The sequence below is a fragment of the Cohnella panacarvi Gsoil 349 genome, assembly GCF_000515335.1.
Lineage (GTDB): Bacteria > Bacillota > Bacilli > Paenibacillales > Paenibacillaceae > Cohnella > Cohnella panacarvi.
The window spans coordinates 4,382,303-4,399,269 of record NZ_KI911563.1; the positions used below are offsets into that span (position 1 = coordinate 4,382,303).

Sequence of the window (16,967 nt, forward strand, 5' to 3'; positions counted from 1 at the left end):
TTGTCCCAAGGTCGATTCGACCGAGCGACAATCTCTTTGTTGTTTACGGGTCGCTATCAACTAGGCCTACGAAGCGTCATCGCTCGCGATTAACTGCATGAATGGCAGGTATTCCAATCGAGGGGATACACCTTGACCATAAACGGTACGAAGTGCAGCTATGTGGGTTGAAAACGAGCGTTTCGATCGTTATGGCGGTAATGAGGTGTATGCGATGCAGTTATTCAGTAGAAAAATGCCGATATGGCGATAACGAGCTGTACTCCATGCAGTCGAAGCGGAAGTCGGTTGTACGTTCTGCGGCTTATGCGCCGATCGATCGCGGACTTAGGCAATTGTAGTTTCATCCGATCATCGGCTTGCCGGTCTCTCCGCCCGGAGCGCGACGTACGCCCAGCCGCTGGTCAGCATCAGCATGGCGCCGGAGAAAATAAACAGTCCCTCGATGCCGATCGGCCCGGACAAAGCGCCGCCTACGATCGGTCCGATCATGTTGCCGAGCGCCAGCGCGCTGCCGTTAAAGCCGAAAGACCGGCTCTCCTTGCCGTCCGGCGTGAATTTGCGAATGAGCGCGTTGACCGTTGGGATCAGTCCGCCCATGAAGCAGCCTTGCAGGAAACGGCAGACGAGCAACTGTCCGACCGATCCGACGAACGCTTGCGGGATGAGCATGACCGCCGATCCGACGAGCGCGACGAGCAGAATCCGCTTGGAACCGATTCGGTCGCTTAGCCGGCCCAAGATCGGCGAGCTTATCATGTTGGAGAGCCCGGTAACCGAGCCGACGAAGCCCGCATAGAAGGCGAGATTCTCCGTCGTCCCGTGCAACTTCTCTACATATAAAGGGATGAGCGCCATCGGGCTCAGCATGGCGAATTGGATCAAGAACGTGACGGACAGCAGCACCGGCATCTGGCGGATGGTCATCAGCTCGCGCAAGCCTTTGAGAACGCCGATCTGCGGCGTCTTTGCCGCCGCTTGGCGATCGAAGTTCTCCTTGACCATAATCCAAGATACCGAGGAGGCGAGGAACAGCAATCCGCCCGTGATATAGAATATAGGCCGGAATCCGAACGTATCGGCAAGGAAGCCGCCGATGAACGGACCCATGATCGAACCGGCGACCCCGCCGGACTGCAACGTTCCCATGGCGAAGCCGATTCGATCCTTCGGCGTCGTCGAGGCGACGAGCGAGACGGCGGCGGGCTGGAATCCGGCGATGACGCCGTTCATGATGCGCAGCAGGAGCAAATGCCACGGCGTTGTCGCGAATCCCATAAGCACCATGACTACGGACATGCCGAAGCCCGAACGGAGCAGCATCATTTTCCGCCCGTAGCGGTCGGACAGCTTGCCCCAGATCGGCTGGAACACGAACGAAGTCACGAAGTTCCCCGCGAATATGATCCCTGCCCAAACTCCGATTTCATGCTCGTCCGTCAGTCCGAGGTCTTGTTTCAAATAGAGAGCAAGGAACGGAGTAATCATCGTCATGCCGGCCATCACGAGGAAGTTGCCGAACATAAGGATACCCAAGTTTGTTTTCCAGCGCTGCATAGTGATCTCCTTCACAGACAGGCTTTCACGTTATGCTAGTATATCACAGTAAGGCGTTCGCCATATTCACGCCATTGTCATACTATTGTCATAGTCCTGCCATCCGGCAAGGTTGTTCCCAAGTGGCAAAAAGGGCATAATGAAAGCAATGAATGCCAAACCATGAAAACCCTACGATACGAACAAAAATGAGGTCGGACAGATGAGCTACAACGACGTTTTCCTGCGGGCTTGCAGGGGCGAAGCCGTAGATCGCATACCGGTGTGGTACATGCGGCAGGCCGGCAGATACGATCCCGATTATCGCAAAATCAAAGAAAAGTACACGCTGCTGGAAATTTGCCGTCAGCCGGAGCTTGCCGCGGAAGTGACGATGATGCCGATTCGCAAGCTGGGCGTGGACGCCGCCATTCTTTATTCCGATATTATGAATCCCGTCGCATCGATCGGCATCGACTTCGACATCGTCAAAGACGTCGGCCCGGTCATTCATAATCCCGTTCGCACGGCCTCGGACATCGATCGTCTGAAACCGATCGACGTCGAGGGCGATTTGTCGCACGTCTTGGAGACGATTCGCATTCTGGATCGCGAGCTCGAAGTTCCTCTCATCACGTTCGGAGGCGCTCCGTTCACGCTTGCCAGCTATATCGTCGAAGGACGTCCTTCGAAGTCATATATTCGCACGAAAGCGCTCATGTACGGCGAGCCGGACGTATGGCATCGCTTGATGGGCAAGCTGGCCGACATGCAGGCGGCGTATTTGCGCGCGCATGTTCAGGCGGGAGCTAAAGCGGTGCAACTGTTCGACAGTTGGGTCGGCTCCCTTGCGCCGGACGACTTCAAAGCGTTCGTGCTGCCGCATGTGGAGAGTATTTTCGAACGGTTATCCGATCTCGACATTCCGAAAATCTACTTCCCGGGCGTCAGCTCGGGCGAGCTGCTGCCTCACTTGACGGGGCTGCGCGCGAACGTCGTCGGGCTCGACTGGCGAGTGCCGATCGCGGAAGGCAGACGCCGGCTGCAAGGCAAATTCGCGGTGCAAGGCAATCTCGATCCGTATATTCTCGAAGCGCCGTCCGCCGTCATTCACGAGCACGCTCGCCGTCTGCTGGATGAGGGGATGCAGGAACGCGGGTATATTTTCAATCTCGGACACGGCTTGTATCCGGAAGCTTCATTAGAGAAGCTGCGGGAGTTGACGGAGTTCATTCATACGTATAGCGCGGACAAAATCAAGGCGGGGGTGTCGGTATGAGCGCGAACGGTAACAAGCGGGTAGGCGTGTTAGTTATGTCCTACGGCACGCCTGAGAGCTTAGAGGGCGTAGAAGCCTATTACACGCATATCCGCAGGGGGCATCCTCCTACCGCCGAGCAATTGGAGGATTTGACAAGCCGTTACCGCGCGATCGTGGGCGGGGTATTTCCGCTGCGCGAGAATACGAACCGCCAAGTCGCGGCGCTCCAGCGCACGCTTGACGAGCTGGCTGGCGAGGGGCGCTACGTCTGCTATCAGGGGCTGAAGCATGCGGCTCCGTTCATCGAAGACGGCGTTGCCGCGATGGCGGCGGACGGCGTTAAGGAAGCGGTAGGCATCGTGCTAACGCCGCAATATTCGATCATGAGCGTCGGCGGATACTTGAAGCGGGCGAAGGAAGAAGCGGATAAACACGGCGTCGCGTTCGCGGGGATCGAGGAGTATCATTTGCATCCCGAGTTGATCGATGCTTTGAAAAAGCGCGTATCCGAGGGCTTGGAGCGATTGGGCGGCGGTTCGTCCGATACGATGGTGCTGTTCAGCGCCCACAGCCTGCCGGAGAAAATTCTCGAGTTGAAGGATCCTTATCCGGAGCAGTTGCTTGCGACTTCCCGCGCGGTGGCGGAGGCAGCGGGCGTGGAGCATTGGCAGTTCACGTGGCAAAGCGCCGGACAGACGGGACAGCCTTGGCTCGGGCCGGATATTCTGGAGACGATCGAGCGTCTGGGACGGGAAGGCGCGAAGGCGATGCTGATCGCTCCGGTCGGCTTCGTGTCCGATCATCTCGAGGTTCTATACGATATCGATATCGAAGCGAAGCGTTTCGCGGAGGAGCGCGGCATTAAGCTCGAGCGCATTCGCATGCTGAACGATGACGCTCAATATATGAAAGCGATGGCCGAATCCGTATTGGCGGCGATCGGGGAGCGTGCGCTGTGACTCGGCGGCGCGCGCGCAAAGTGGCGGTATTAGGCGGGGGGTTGACCGGCCTAAGCGCCGCTTTTTACTTGATGCGGGAAGCGAGAGAACGCGGCGAGGAGATCGAACTGACCGTGCTCGAGGGTTCCGGCAGGCTCGGCGGGCGCGTGAACACGCTGAGGCGGGACGGGTTCGTGATCGAGCGGGGGCCGGATTCGTTCTTGGCCCGTAAGCTTCCGATGATTCGGCTTGCCGAGGATCTTGGGCTGACGGGCGAGCTGACCGGGACGAATCCGGCTGCGAAGAAGACTTATATATCGCGCGACGGCAAGCTGCTGCCGATGCCGGAGGGTCTCGTGCTAGGCGTGCCGACCGATGCGGAGAAGTTCATGCGGACGGAGCTCGTGTCCGAGGCAGGGAAGCTTCGCGCCTTGGAAGATCGCGAGTATAAGCCGGGTACTTCGGACGACGACGAGACGGTCGGCGCGTTCCTCGAGCGTCACATGGGCGCCGAGATGGTGATGCGGATATTCGAGCCGTTGCTCGCTGGCATCTATGCCGGCGATCTATATGGTTTGAGCTTGCAGGCGACTTTCCCGCAGTTCAAGGAGATGGAACGGGAGTACGGCAGCTTGATCGAGGGGACGATCGCGGCTCGGGCCGGGGCGAGCGCTGCTTCCGCTCAGGCGGTCGGCGGGGGCTTCGCGACTTCTGCGAGCTCCGCCGCCAAGCAGCCGGCTTCGCTTTTCTACACGTTCCGCAACGGGTTGTCGACGGTAATAGAAGCGTTGGAACAGCAGTTGCGCAATGGCGGCTGCGAGATTCGGCTTGGCGCGCAGGTGTCGGCGTTGGAGAAGGTTGCGAGCGGCGCCGAGGAGGCGGGATATCGCCTTCGGTTGGAAGACGGCGGCACGGTGCTGGAGGCCGATCAAGTGCTGCTCGCGCTTCCGGCAGGCGTGATGGCGAAGTTGCTCTCGTCGCATGTCGATGTTTCCGCGCTTGAACGGATTCACTACGGTTCCGTCGCTAACGTCGTATTCGGATACGATGCGACAAGCTTCGGCCACGATCTGGACGGCTCGGGCTTCCTCGTTCCGAGAGACGAAGGACGCACGATTACCGCCAGTACGTGGACGTCGGCCAAATGGCTGCATACCGCGCCGGAAGGCAAGCGGCTCGTTCGCTGCTACGTCGGACGCGCCGGCGACGAAGCGGGCGTCGAATTGTCCGACGAAGAGCTGACGGCGGCCGTTCGCCGAGATTTACGCGATCTCATGGGCGTGAACGCCGCTCCGGAATTCGTGGAAATTACGCGCCTGCGCAACTCTATGCCGCAATATCCCGTCGGTCATACGGTAGCGATCTCCGCTTTCGGCGCCGAGCTATCGCGCTCGCTTCCCGGCGTATTCGCGGCGGGCGTGCCATTCGGCGGCGTCGGCCTGCCGGACTGCGTCGCCCAAGGCCGATCAGCGGCAGAGCGCATGCGGAACAATACCTAACATAAATCTGTACGGAATACGCTATGAGCGATACAATGTCTCATAGCGTATTTATATCGATATCCCGTTCGCTCAGGAAGCCTGCGGGAGTTGGACGTCGCAGTCTCGCGGGAGCCCCGGAGCGTCGGAATAAAGGTATATGTACCTCTAAGCACACGTGGTGACACTAAATCGCACCATCCGGAGCATTAGTCCGAAATAAGCACACGTTGTGACACTAAATCGCACCATCCGGAGCATTAATCCGAAATAAGCACACGTGGTGACACTAAATCGCTCCAACCGGAGCATTAATCCGAAATAAGCACACGTGGTGACACTAAATCGCTTCAATCGGTGCATTAATCCGAAATAAGCACACGCGGTGACACTAAATCGCTTCAATCGGAGCATTAGTCCGAAATAAGCGCACGCGGTGACACTAAATCGCTTCAATCGGAGCATTAGTCCGAAATAAGCGCACGCGGTGACACTAAATCGCTCCAACCGGAGCATTAATCCGAAATAAGCACGCGCGGTGACACTAAATCGCCCCATCCGGGGCATTAGTCCGAAATAAGCACACGTTGTGACACTAAATCGCTCCAACCGGAGCATTAGTCCGAAATAAGCACACGTGGTGACACTAAATCGCACCATCCGGAGCATTAGTCCGAAATAAGCACACGTGGTGACACTAAATCGCTCCAACCGGAGCATTAATCCGAAATAAGCACGCGCGGTGACACTAAATCGCTCCAACTGAGGCATTAGTCCGAAATAAGCACGCGCGGTGACACTATTTTTCTCTCCTGAGCGAAGGGGATATCGTTATAAAGGACAGGCAGAGAGAGGGGGGCGGACCGATGACCATCGCGGCGGTAATTCTAGCCGGAGGACAAGGCCGGCGCATGGGCTACGTCAACAAGGCGCACCTCGCGCTGGACGGCGAACGGTTCATCGATCGGCAGCTGAGATTGGCTGGCGAATGGGCGGAAGAGCGAATCGTCGTCGTTAACGACGCGAGCCGCGCTGCCGAGTTAAGCGTCCCAGCCGACGTTCGCGTCATCCTCGACCGCTATGCGGGCGAAGGGCCGCTGGCGGGTTTGCATGCGGGGCTCCAAGAGACGACCAAACCGTTCGCCTGGGTGATCGGCTGCGACCAGCCGCTGATCGACGCGAATGCGGCCCGGCTTCTGCTGGAGCGAATGCGCGATGGAGGCCATCAAGCGGCGCTCCCGATCATCGATGGCCGCCCCCAGCCGCTGCATGCCCTTTATCGAGCAGAGACGAGCGAGATCGCCGGGCGGCTGCTCGCTTCCGGAGAGCGCAAATTGCTGTCGCTACTAGATAGAATCGATTGGATCGGCTTGGAATCAAGCGACTTCGGAGCCCAAGGAATATCGGCCCGATTCGCCGACGATATCGATACTCCCGAGCAATACGGCCGATTACGAAGTTAGCGGAACCTCGATGAAGGAGCGGTAACGATGCATAACGACACCCTATCCGATCGGTTCCGACGGCATACGCTTCAGCCGGAGGAAGCCCAGCGGTTAGTTCTCGAACAGGCGAACCCCCTGTCCATAGAGCATGTCCCCTTATTCGAGGCATGGGGGAGAAGGTTGGCGGAGCCGCTCGCGGCACCGCACCCTTTCCCGCCGTTCCGCAGATCCGGCATGGACGGATATGCGGTTCGCGCAGCCGATCTCCGCGATGCGACTCCCGAACGTCCGGTAACGCTGATCGTCGTCGAAGAGTTGCCTTGCGGCGTGGAGCCCGCGCGAATGATCGGCGAAGGGCAAGCCGCGAGAATCATGACCGGCGGCATGGTGCCGGACGGCGCCGACGCCGTCGTCATGCTCGAAGCGACTACGACGACCGCGGACACGCGCGAAGATGGAGAGCATGGTTTCGTGCATATTGCCAAGCCTATCGCGTCCGGCTTGAACGTAGCCGATATCGGCTGCGAGATGCGGAGCGGAGAGCTACTGTTGCCGGCCGGAAGCATCGTCCAAGCCGGGGAGAGCGCGCTGCTCGCGGCATGCGGACAAGCCGTCGTTGCGGTCGTCCGTCGGCCGCGGGTCGCGATATTGGCTACGGGCAACGAGCTGCTCGGCGTAGATCAACCGCTGGAACCGGCCAAAATCCGCAACAGCAACGTGCCGATGCTCGCGGCGATGATCCGGGAGGCCGGGGCGGAACCGCTCGTGCTCGGGACGGCGACGGACGATCGCGCGGAGACGGAGGCGATCATCCGCCGGACGCTGCCGCAATGCGATTTGCTGCTTACGACTGGCGGCGTATCGGTCGGCGATTACGACGTCATGGTCGATGTGCTCGCGCAAGCCGACGTCCGGCTGCTGTTCAATAAAGTCGCGATGCGACCCGGCAGCCCGACGTCCGCGGCAACGATACACAACAAGCTCATCATCGCGCTATCTGGCAATCCGGGCGCTTGCTTCGTCGGGTTCCATCTGTTCGCGTTGCCGGTCATCAAGCGCATGCTTCGCGTTCAAGACCCTTATGCGGCAAGCTTCCAAGCGCGCCTGGGCGTACCGTTCCCGAAAGTCAATGCTTATCGGCGTTACATTCGCGGCCGTACGCAGCTCGAAGCCGGAACGGTGAACGTATTCCCGACCGGAGATGACAAGTCCAGCTTAATGACGACGATCGTCGGAGCCGACTGTCTCATCGAAATTCCGCCGCTCAAGGCAGGTCTTGAAGCGGGTCAGCTCGTCACGGCATGGCGATTATCCTAGATGGAGGAGGCCGACTATGGTCGTCTTGCAAATCGCAGGCTACAAAAACTCGGGCAAAACGACGCTCGCAACCGCCGTCGTCCGCCGATTAAGCGCCGGAGGCCGCCTTGTCGGCACGATTAAGCACGACGCGCACGAGTTCGAGCCGGACGTTCCGGGGACGGACAGCTGGAAGCACCGCGAAGCCGGCGCGTTCGCGACGGCGATTACTTCGCCCGCGCGAACGGCATGGACGGTGGAGCGCCAGACGCCGCTCGAAGACCTGCTGGACGCAATGCGCCGGCATCCGCTAGACGCGGTAATCGTCGAAGGCTTCAAGGACGCCGCTTATCCGAAAGTCGTCCTGCTGCGGGACGAGGCGGACGCCGAGCTGCTAACTCTTCCGAATATCGTCGCCGCGGCGTTACGGCGGCGGAACGACCGGCTTGAAGAAGCCGTCCGCGCCTCAAAGCTGCCGTTATACTTAACCGAGAACGCGAATCTCGACGGTATGCTCGACTTTATAGATGCATGGGTCTCGGCCGCCATCGCGCGCACGTCCTAAATCGATCGCCTCTCCTACCGGAGCAGGCGATTTTTAATGCCCTAACAAGTTATTTTTATCCCCCGATTATCGGAATGAAGACTTATTGCCGCCTCGCATCCTCTCTATAATGGGAAGTAAGCGATAGGCACGCTTGCGATCTCTTCACCGGTGCCTCCTCCTGTTATAATGAGAGCAACTTACGCGAGAGGACGGGCTTCGACGGATGAGCTTAGGCAAACGCATTTTCGCGGCATTTTTAGCTTTTATTATCGCTCCATTGTTCGTGCTCGGCAGCGTTTCTTATCTCGTCTTTCAGAACGTGACCCAAGAGAAATACGCGGAGCAGACCGAACTCACGCTGAAAGCGATCGGCCGCAACATCCATAACATGATCAAGGAAGCGAACTACTTCTCGGACTTCTGGGTGACGACGGAAGACAGCGTGGAATCGGTCGAGCAGTCGATCGACGGCACAAGGGACGAACCGACGGCGACGGACGACGCGACGATGTCGGCAACCGAAATGGACGCCAACGTGTCGTACCAAGAGCTGCAGGAGAAGGAAAGGCTGCGCCAGCGCGTTCTCCTCACGTATCCGGGTATTCAGTCCGTAACGCTGTACCGCAACGACGGGCGGAACGTGAACGTCAACTTCGGCAAAGAGACGCCGATCGACAGACAGGACTTGGAGTCGAACCCGATTTACCCGGAAGTGCTGCGCAAGTATGGGGCGCCCGTATGGATCGGTCCGAACGAAGATCCCGTGTTGAACGGCAAGAACAACCTTTTTACTCAAATCCGCGTGCTGCTGGACGTCGATACGTTGACGAGCAGGGGCATATTGGTCACTCGGTTCCAGATGAACGAGCTTTCGCGCATTTTCAGCTTCTATAACAGCCAAGGCAGCGCGGACCGGCGATACCTCATCGTCGGACGCGACGGAAAAGTCGTATTCGATAATCGGGGCACAGCGCAAGGGGAATCCATCGGCAGCTTAGTCGACACCGTTAAAGGCATCGATATTAACGGGAACGAGTATCAGACCCGAACGCTCGACTTCGACGGCGACAAAAGCTTGGTGTCGGTGCAAGACCTGCAACTGGAGCGGCTAGGCGTAGGAGATTGGAAGCTTGTCATGGTCACTTCCTGGTCTTACTTGTCCGGCGATATGATCGTCGTGCTCCGGTGGATGGTCATCGTTACGGCGATTACGCTGTTGCTCGCGCTCATGTTCAACCTGATGTTCGTACGCCGTATCGTCACGTTCATCGTGCGCGTCGTCCGGGCGATGCGCCAAGTGGAGCGGGGCGATCTGTCCACCCGCGTTCCGGTTATCGGACAGGACGAGACGTCGATTCTGGCGAGAGGCTTCAATAGTCTAGTTATTCGGGTGTCGGAGCTGTTAAGCGACGTGAAGCAAGAGCAGCGCCGCATACGCAAAGCCGAGATGATGCTGCTTCAAGCGCAGATCAAGCCGCATTTTCTGTTCAACGCGCTGGAATCGATCAACATACTCGCCGTGCAGAACGAGGGCCGCAAAGTGAGCAGGATGGTGCAGCGGCTGGCGAACATATTCCGTATCAGCATTCAGCAGAAAGAAGAGATCAACATCGAGCAGGAGCTCGAACACTTGACCAGCTATCTCGAAATTCAGAAGTACCGGTTCGAAGAACTGTTCGAATACGAGATCGACATCCCCGGGGAGCTGCTAGGGAATTCGATCTTGAAGCTTACGCTGCAGCCGCTCGTCGAGAACAGCATCCAGCACGGCTTCGAAGGGATCGATTACATGGGCCGTATTCAAGTGAGGGCGCGCGAAGAAGGGCGAAACATCGCGATCTACATCGAGGACAACGGCATCGGCATGTCCAATGATCGGATGGCGTCGCTTACGGAGAACGCGATCTCTTCGTTCGAAGACCGGCATGAAGAATCTCCGGAGACGGGGGAACGCCGGGGACTCGGTTTCGGCAACGTCGCCGACCGGCTGCGTATCCATTACGGCAACGGATACGGCTTGATCGTGTGCAGCGCGCCGCGGCAAGGAACGACGATCAAGTGCATCATACCTAAGGCCGCAAGGGGGAACGAGGACGATGAAACTAAAGGCGTTGTTGGTCGATGACGAGATCAATATTCTGAAGAACCTTCAGCTCGTCATCCCTTGGGACTCGCTCGATATCGAAGTGATCGGCACGGCGAAGAACGGGCAGTTTGCGCTGGACATCGCGCGGGAGCATCGGCCGCAGTTGATCTTGTGCGACATCCGGATGCCCGTCATGGACGGTATCGAGTTTCTTGGCGCGCTTCGCGAGTTCGACCCGGACGCCGAGGTCATTATGCTGACCGGATATCAAGATTTCAACTACGTTCGCTCGGTCATGAGATACGAAGTGAAGGATTACATTCTGAAGCCGATCGATTACGAGGAGCTCGAGAAGACGATCTCGCGGCTCGCGGACGGCATCCGGGAACGCAGCGTCGAGCAGATCACCATCCAGCAGGAATGGAAGCAAGTGTTTCATCTCGCCTACGAGAAAATATTGTACGACCGCTTGGTCGACTTAGGCGGAGGCTCCACGAAGCCGTTCGCGAAACTGCACGAGCTGGACGAAAGCTCGCTGAGCTTCGCGATGATGCTCGTCGACGTCGCCGATTACACGAAGAAGGAACGCACATGGGAGGAGAAGGAGCGCAAGCTCTGGAACTTCGCGATCCACAATCTGCTGCAGGAGAATATGGTTTCTTTCGGGGTAGCCAGCTCCGTGCTGCAAGTAAGGAGCGGGGAATGGTGCGTGCTCGTCGAGACGCTTCCGCCGGAGACGTTCGAGCGCCAGCGCTGCATCCAGTGGGGCGAACAGCTGCGGCAAGCGGTCGAAAGCTACTTGAAGCTGACGATCCGAGTCGCGCTGCATCCGTCGCCGGTATCGCTCGAGCAGCTTGCGCGCACGTACAAAAGCTTGCAGCGTTCGCTCAACTTGTTCCAGAACGCCACGGCCAGCGTCGTGCTTTCGGAGAAAGCGCGAGGCGGGTTAGATACGCCGGAGCAACTGTGGGACCGCATCGAGGAGATGGTTACGGGCCTCAAACGCTGCGACCGGCGCCGGACCGAATCCGCGCTCAAGGAGCTGAACGAAAGCTTCCGCATGCTGCCCGAGGCCTCGTTCGAACGAATCGCGCCGATCCTCCATTATCTATGCATTCATCTGCTTCGCGAGATGCGCGGGATGGACGTGATGACGAAGGAAGAGGAGGCGGCCATCTGGCGCCAGATCGACCGCAATCAAGGCATTCGGGAGACGCTGTCGGTCATTAACAAGCTCGTCGACCTGTCGCTGGACAGCGTCATGAAGAAGAAGACGAGCGACGTGCTCATGCTGTCCGCGAAAGACTACATCGAACGGAATTTGTCTTCCGAGCTGAGCATCGACGCGCTTGCCGATTATCTCGGCATCAGCGGGAGTTATTTCAGCCTGCTGTTCAAGCAGCACGTCGGCGAGACGTTCGTGGAATACGTAACGAAGCAACGGATGGAGATGGCGAAATCGCTGCTTGCGCTTAGCGACAAGAGCGTCACCCAGATCGGCCAAATGGTCGGTTACGTCGAGCGCAGATATTTTACGAGAGTGTTCAGCAAGTACACGGGAATGCTGCCGTCCGAGTTCCGCGACAGGCACCAGAATCAGTCGGGCGAAGCGGACGTTCCGGCGTGGGCGTTGCAGCAGCGAGAATAAGACGATGACGAACCGTATAGTAGGGGGAAACCAATAAATGGCATCTGCCGGTTTTGACCAGCTTAGCTTGAAAGAAAAGATCGGTCAGCTCTTCATGTGCGGATTCGAGGGCGCCGAGCCGTCCGCCGAAATCGAAGCGTTAGTAACGGAATACGGCATCGGGGGGATCATCTACTTCCGCCGCAATCTTCGCGACGCGAAGCAAGTCGAAGCGTTGTCTTCCAAGCTGCAGGAGCTCTCGGCAACTCCGCTGTTCATCGCCATCGATCAAGAAGGTGGAATGGTCGTGCGGCTCGAGGATGGCGTGACCGTCATGCCGGGCGCGATGGCGCAAGGCGCCGCGAACGATCCGGACTTAACTCGCGAAGCGGCTAAGCTGTCGGGAGCCGAGCTGCGCGGCATCGGCATCAACATGAACTTCGCGCCTTGCCTGGACGTGAACAACAACCCGCTTAACCCGGTAATCGGCGTTCGTTCGTACGGCGAGAATCCGGCTCTTGCCGCCCGCATGGGCATCGCCGCGATCAAAGGCTACGGCGAGGGCGGCATAAGCGCGGTGGCGAAGCATTTTCCGGGACACGGCGATACGTCGGCGGATTCCCACCATGAGCTTCCCGTCGTGCCGCACGCCGTCGACCGGCTGAACGCGGTCGAGCTCGCGCCGTTCCGCGAGGCGATCGCGCAGGGCGTCGACGCGATCATGACCGCGCACGTCGTGTTCCCGGCATTCGAGCCGGACCGAGTGCCCGCGACGCTGTCGCGCAGGATACTGACCGGCTTGCTGCGCGAGCAACTCGGCTATTCGGGCGTAATCGTGACGGACTGCCTGGAGATGAACGCGATATCGGAGACGATCGGCGTCGCGCGCGGCGCCGTCGAGGCGGTCAAAGCGGGCGCGGATCTCGTGCTCGTCAGCCATAGGTTCGTACGGCAGACCACGGCGCTCGAGGCGGTGCATGAAGCGGTGCTGACGGGCGAAATTCCGTTATCGCGCATCGAGCAATCGGCGAAGCGGATTTGGGCGTTGAAGCAGCTTCGAGGCCTGTTCGGCGGCGTGAAGCCGCAAGCTGACGCGGTTCGCGCGGAGCGAGTCAGGAACGAGCTTAGCGAGGCGGCTGTCACGGTCGTCAAGGGCAAAGAAGCATTGCCGCTGTCCAAAGCCGGCCGCACGCTCGTCGTCTGGACGGAAGCGCGCGTCGCCACCGAAGTCGTCGAAGTCATCGAGCAGTCATGGACGCTTGGCGCGGCGCTTAAAGCCAGAGGTTACCTCGTGCAGGAGCTTCGGGTCGGACTGAACCCGACGGCCGAGGAAGCGGAAGCCGCGCGCTCGGCGGCCGCGGGCAGCGATACTGTCGTATTCGCTTCTTACGACGCCTGCTTCTCCGAATCGCAGACGGCGTTGATCCGGGAGCTCGCCTCGGATACGAGCTATGCGTTCGCGTGGGCGGCGATGCGGACGCCATACGATCTGCTGCAGGCGCCGGAGGCCCCGATCTACATTTGCTGTTACGAGAACAAACCGGCGATGATGACCGCGCTCGCGGGCGTGCTTGCAGGCGATATTCGTATGAGAGCGAAGCAACCGGTTACGATCGGACGATATCCCCTTCCATAAATCGAACCTCATTGGGACGATTGGCGTACGGATCCTTATGGGTCTTGACGCCAATCGTCTTTTTGCGACGCATCCTGTATAATACGGGCAGGGAGAAAGCGGATTTGGAGGAAATCGCACGATGACCTATTCGCGAACGCGAACGAACGATAAGAGAAGGCAGCGGCGGGGCAGGCGGACGCGTCGGTTGTTGGCGATGAACCTGGCGATGCTCGTATGCATCGTCGGGGCGGCGGCGTTCATCTGGCTTGGTCAGAAGGACGACGGCGCAAGCGGCAGCCAGGCAAAGACAGATCCGATCGTATCGGGCTCGCCTTCCGCAGAGGCGGGAGAACGGCCGACGGAGGAAGCAAGCGCGCCTGACAAGGCGGAGCCGAGCGATGCAACGGAAGACGAAGACGACGTCGTCAACGATGGCGTACCGCCCGGCGGAGGAGAGGAGGGCCAGGCGGACCCTGGCCGCGATACCGTGACGATCGCGCTCGTCGGCGATATTCTGCCGGCGGCGCGCGTGCTCGATTATATGAATCAGTACGGCTTCGATTATCCGTTCCGCGAGACAAGCCGCCTGCTTACGGCGGCGGATATAACCGCCGGCAACCTCGAATCCTCGATTACGAAGCGGGGAACGCCGGAGCAGAACAAGGAATACGTCTATCGCGGCCCGCAGGAAGCGCTCGTTCCGATCAAGGAGGCGGGGTTCGACTTCTTATCGCTAGCGAATAACCATACGATGGATTATGGTTGGGAAGGGCTGAGCGATACGATGGACGCGCTCGACGAAGCGGGTATCCGGCATGCCGGCTCCGGCAACGACGATATCGAGGCGTTCACGCCGGCTTACGTGGAAGCGGGCGGCAAGAACGTCGCTTTCGTCGGGTTGACGCAAGTCGTTCCGAAGGTCGAATGGAAAGCGGACCGCAAGCATCCGGGTTTGGCGGAAGCCTATTCGTTCGAACGGGCCGTGGCGGCGGTTAAGGAAGCCCGCGGCAACGCGGACGTCGTGGTCGTTATGGTCCATTGGGGAAAAGAAAGGGAGGATATGCCGGTCAAGCAGCAGCAGTCGCTGGCCCGCGCGCTCATCGACGCGGGAGCGGATCTCGTCGTCGGGAGTCATCCGCACGTGCTTCAGGGCTTTGAATCCTACAAAGGCAAGTGGATCGCTTATAGTTTGGGCAACTTCGTGTTCCCGGGAATGTCTCCGCCAACGACGGCGGAGACCGGAATATTGACCGCGACGTGTAAGACAGGCGGCGAATGCTCGCTGCATTTCGCCCCGATGATCGCGAAGCTGGCTCAACCCAAGCCGATGGACGCCGAGACGGGCAAAGCGCTGCTGGCGCGCTTGTCGAGCATTTCCTTCGCGGCTGCAATAGAGGAGGATGGCACGATTGTGGCAATCGGTCCGTAAAGCGATCAGGAGAGTAATCGGGTTGAAGACCCACAAACCCGGGAAGGAGCTTAACGCCGAAGAGCGCGAGAGGCTGCATCCGTGCGTCGCGCATCGCGGTTTCTCCGGTCAGGCGCCGGAGAACACGATGGCCGCGTTCAAGCTCGCGCTGTCCAAGCCGTACGTCGGATGGATGGAGCTCGACGTGCATCTGTCGCGGGACGACGTTCCCGTCGTCATTCACGACAGCACGCTCAAGCGGACGACGAACGGGCAGGGCAACGTGCGGGATTATACGGCCGAGCAGCTCGGTCTACTGGATGCGGGCAGCTGGTTCCATCGTTCCTTCGCCGACGAAGGCGTGCCGACGCTCGGGCAAGTGCTTAAGCTTGCGGCCGGGAGATGCAAGCTTAACGTCGAGCTCAAAGGGGACGATCGGGCCGACGAGGAGACGAAGAGGAGCCTTGCCCGTCGGACAGTGGACGCGATTAAGGCCGAAGGAATGGCTCGGGATACGGTGATCACTTCGTTCCGTCCGGAGCTTCTGAAGGCGGTTCGCGAGTATGACGCGTCGATCAAGCTCGGGCTCATTATCGACGACAGTCCCGCGGATTTGACGGCTAGAGTCATTGGGCTTGGAGCGACGACGCTGTCGATCGGCTATACCCACATGACGACCGAGCTGCTTCGGCGAACGGCCGAAGCGGGTATCGAGGTGATGGTCTGGACCGTTAATTCGCGTAAAGATCTGGCCAAGTTGTCGCGCAGGAACGAGCCCTTCCAAATCTGTACGAACTATCCGGACCGCTGGCATGCGGCAACTAGAGAAGGAGAGGGTCATTAATGGACATTCGCAACATCTATTGCGTTGGACGCAACTACCGGCTGCATGCGGAGGAGCTTGGCAACGAAGTTCCTGCTTCGCCGATGCTTTTCACGAAGCCGACGCATGCGATCGCCTCGATGGAGAGCGGTTCGCTCGTTATCCCGACGGGCCAGGGAGCGGTGCACTACGAAGCCGAGCTCGTGTTCGCCGTCGGCCGCGCTTATGAACCGGGCATGCGCCCCGACGATTTAATTACGCATTTCACGGTCGGTCTCGATCTCACGCTGCGGGACGTACAGGAGACGATCAAGAAGAAGGGGCTTCCATGGCTGCCGGCCAAAGGATTCCGCAACTCCGCGGTTCTCGGACGGTGGCTCGATTACCCGGGACTGGACAACGTGTCCGCCCATGCGTTCGGACTCCGCCTTAACGGAGCGGAAGCGCAACGGGGACTCATGCAGGATATGGTGTTCGGGTTGCAGCGATTGATCGATTTCACGGGAAGCGCTTATGGGCTTGGAGCCGGCGACCTTCTATTCACGGGGACACCGGCCGGCGTTGGCGCTTTATCGGATGGCGACGAGCTTGAAGTTTGGTGGAATGAAGATGAGCTCGGGCGGGCAACCGTAAAGACGGAAGGTTAGCCGCTTCGCGGCAAGAGCGTCCTTAAGGAATGGGGGTTAGATGGTGAGATGGCTTATTAACGCGGTATTCGCCGCGTTATACTTGGCGGTGTTCGTCTTCGGCGCCGGTCCGCTCTTATTCGCGGACGGGACGCTAGGGGAGCGGGTATGGACGGCGGTCGTCGTCATCGTCATCGTGATCGTGCTCGTATTCGCTCATTTTGCTTTCTTGCGCCCCAAATACCGGATCTGAATGAATAAAGGCTGCCTCGCGGGAT

Annotated in this window: 14 protein-coding genes; 13 read left to right on the forward strand and 1 reads right to left on the reverse strand. The window is 59.1% G+C overall.

Annotated features, from left to right (window positions below):
- Positions 1-351 precede the first annotated feature (351 nt).
- Positions 352-1,557: an MFS transporter gene (locus COHPA_RS0120920; protein ID WP_027088102.1), complete on the reverse strand. Its 1,206-nt coding sequence runs from the start codon at positions 1,555-1,557 to the stop codon at positions 352-354.
- A gap of 202 nt (positions 1,558-1,759) precedes the next feature.
- Between COHPA_RS0120920 and hemE the strand changes: the two genes are divergently transcribed.
- The 13 genes from hemE (at position 1,760) to COHPA_RS0120985 (ending at position 16,942) form a co-directional block, all read left to right on the forward strand.
- The gene (gene hemE, locus COHPA_RS0120925; RefSeq protein WP_027088103.1) at positions 1,760-2,815 is read left to right on the forward strand and encodes a uroporphyrinogen decarboxylase; all 1,056 of its coding nucleotides are present in this window, start codon (positions 1,760-1,762) and stop codon (positions 2,813-2,815) included.
- Positions 2,812-3,756, forward strand: a complete 945-nt coding sequence (gene hemH, locus COHPA_RS0120930) for a ferrochelatase (protein WP_027088104.1) — start codon at positions 2,812-2,814, stop codon at positions 3,754-3,756. Before hemE ends, hemH begins: the two co-directional genes overlap by 4 nt.
- A complete protein-coding gene (hemG, locus tag COHPA_RS0120935; RefSeq protein WP_027088105.1) occupies positions 3,753-5,234 on the forward strand; it encodes a protoporphyrinogen oxidase in 1,482 nt (493 codons plus the stop codon). The genes hemH and hemG overlap by 4 nt, the downstream gene beginning before the upstream one ends.
- An 845-nt stretch (positions 5,235-6,079) precedes the next feature.
- Entirely contained in the window at positions 6,080-6,676 is a 597-nt protein-coding gene (mobA, locus tag COHPA_RS24675) for a molybdenum cofactor guanylyltransferase (RefSeq protein WP_027088106.1), read from the forward strand.
- 27 nt (positions 6,677-6,703) lie between these two features.
- Positions 6,704-7,975, forward strand: coding sequence for a molybdopterin molybdotransferase MoeA (locus tag COHPA_RS0120945; RefSeq protein ID WP_027088107.1), 1,272 nt, complete (start codon positions 6,704-6,706; stop codon positions 7,973-7,975).
- 16 nt (positions 7,976-7,991) lie between these two features.
- Positions 7,992-8,519, forward strand: a complete 528-nt coding sequence (gene mobB / locus COHPA_RS23935; RefSeq protein WP_027088108.1) for a molybdopterin-guanine dinucleotide biosynthesis protein B — start codon at positions 7,992-7,994, stop codon at positions 8,517-8,519.
- A 205-nt stretch (positions 8,520-8,724) separates the two neighbouring features.
- Complete coding sequence (locus COHPA_RS0120955) at positions 8,725-10,626, forward strand: cache domain-containing sensor histidine kinase (protein WP_027088109.1); 1,902 nt, start codon at positions 8,725-8,727, stop codon at positions 10,624-10,626.
- The gene (locus tag COHPA_RS0120960) at positions 10,598-12,235 is read left to right on the forward strand and encodes a response regulator transcription factor (RefSeq protein WP_027088110.1); all 1,638 of its coding nucleotides are present in this window, start codon (positions 10,598-10,600) and stop codon (positions 12,233-12,235) included. The genes COHPA_RS0120955 and COHPA_RS0120960 overlap by 29 nt, the downstream gene beginning before the upstream one ends.
- Positions 12,236-12,272: 37 nt before the next feature.
- Entirely contained in the window at positions 12,273-13,850 is a 1,578-nt protein-coding gene (gene nagZ / locus COHPA_RS0120965; protein ID WP_027088111.1) for a beta-N-acetylhexosaminidase, read from the forward strand.
- Between the two features lie 121 nt (positions 13,851-13,971).
- Positions 13,972-15,261: a CapA family protein gene (locus COHPA_RS0120970; RefSeq protein ID WP_027088112.1), complete on the forward strand. Its 1,290-nt coding sequence runs from the start codon at positions 13,972-13,974 to the stop codon at positions 15,259-15,261.
- The gene (locus tag COHPA_RS0120975) at positions 15,242-16,084 is read left to right on the forward strand and encodes a glycerophosphodiester phosphodiesterase (RefSeq protein ID WP_027088113.1); all 843 of its coding nucleotides are present in this window, start codon (positions 15,242-15,244) and stop codon (positions 16,082-16,084) included. Before COHPA_RS0120970 ends, COHPA_RS0120975 begins: the two co-directional genes overlap by 20 nt.
- Positions 16,084-16,710: a fumarylacetoacetate hydrolase family protein gene (locus COHPA_RS0120980; RefSeq protein WP_027088114.1), complete on the forward strand. Its 627-nt coding sequence runs from the start codon at positions 16,084-16,086 to the stop codon at positions 16,708-16,710. Before COHPA_RS0120975 ends, COHPA_RS0120980 begins: the two co-directional genes overlap by 1 nt.
- A gap of 40 nt (positions 16,711-16,750) precedes the next feature.
- Positions 16,751-16,942 carry a DUF6954 family protein gene (locus COHPA_RS0120985; RefSeq protein ID WP_027088115.1) on the forward strand — a complete coding sequence of 64 codons (192 nt, stop codon included), beginning with the start codon at positions 16,751-16,753 and terminating at the stop codon, positions 16,940-16,942.
- The last annotated feature ends 25 nt before the right edge of the window (positions 16,943-16,967 follow it).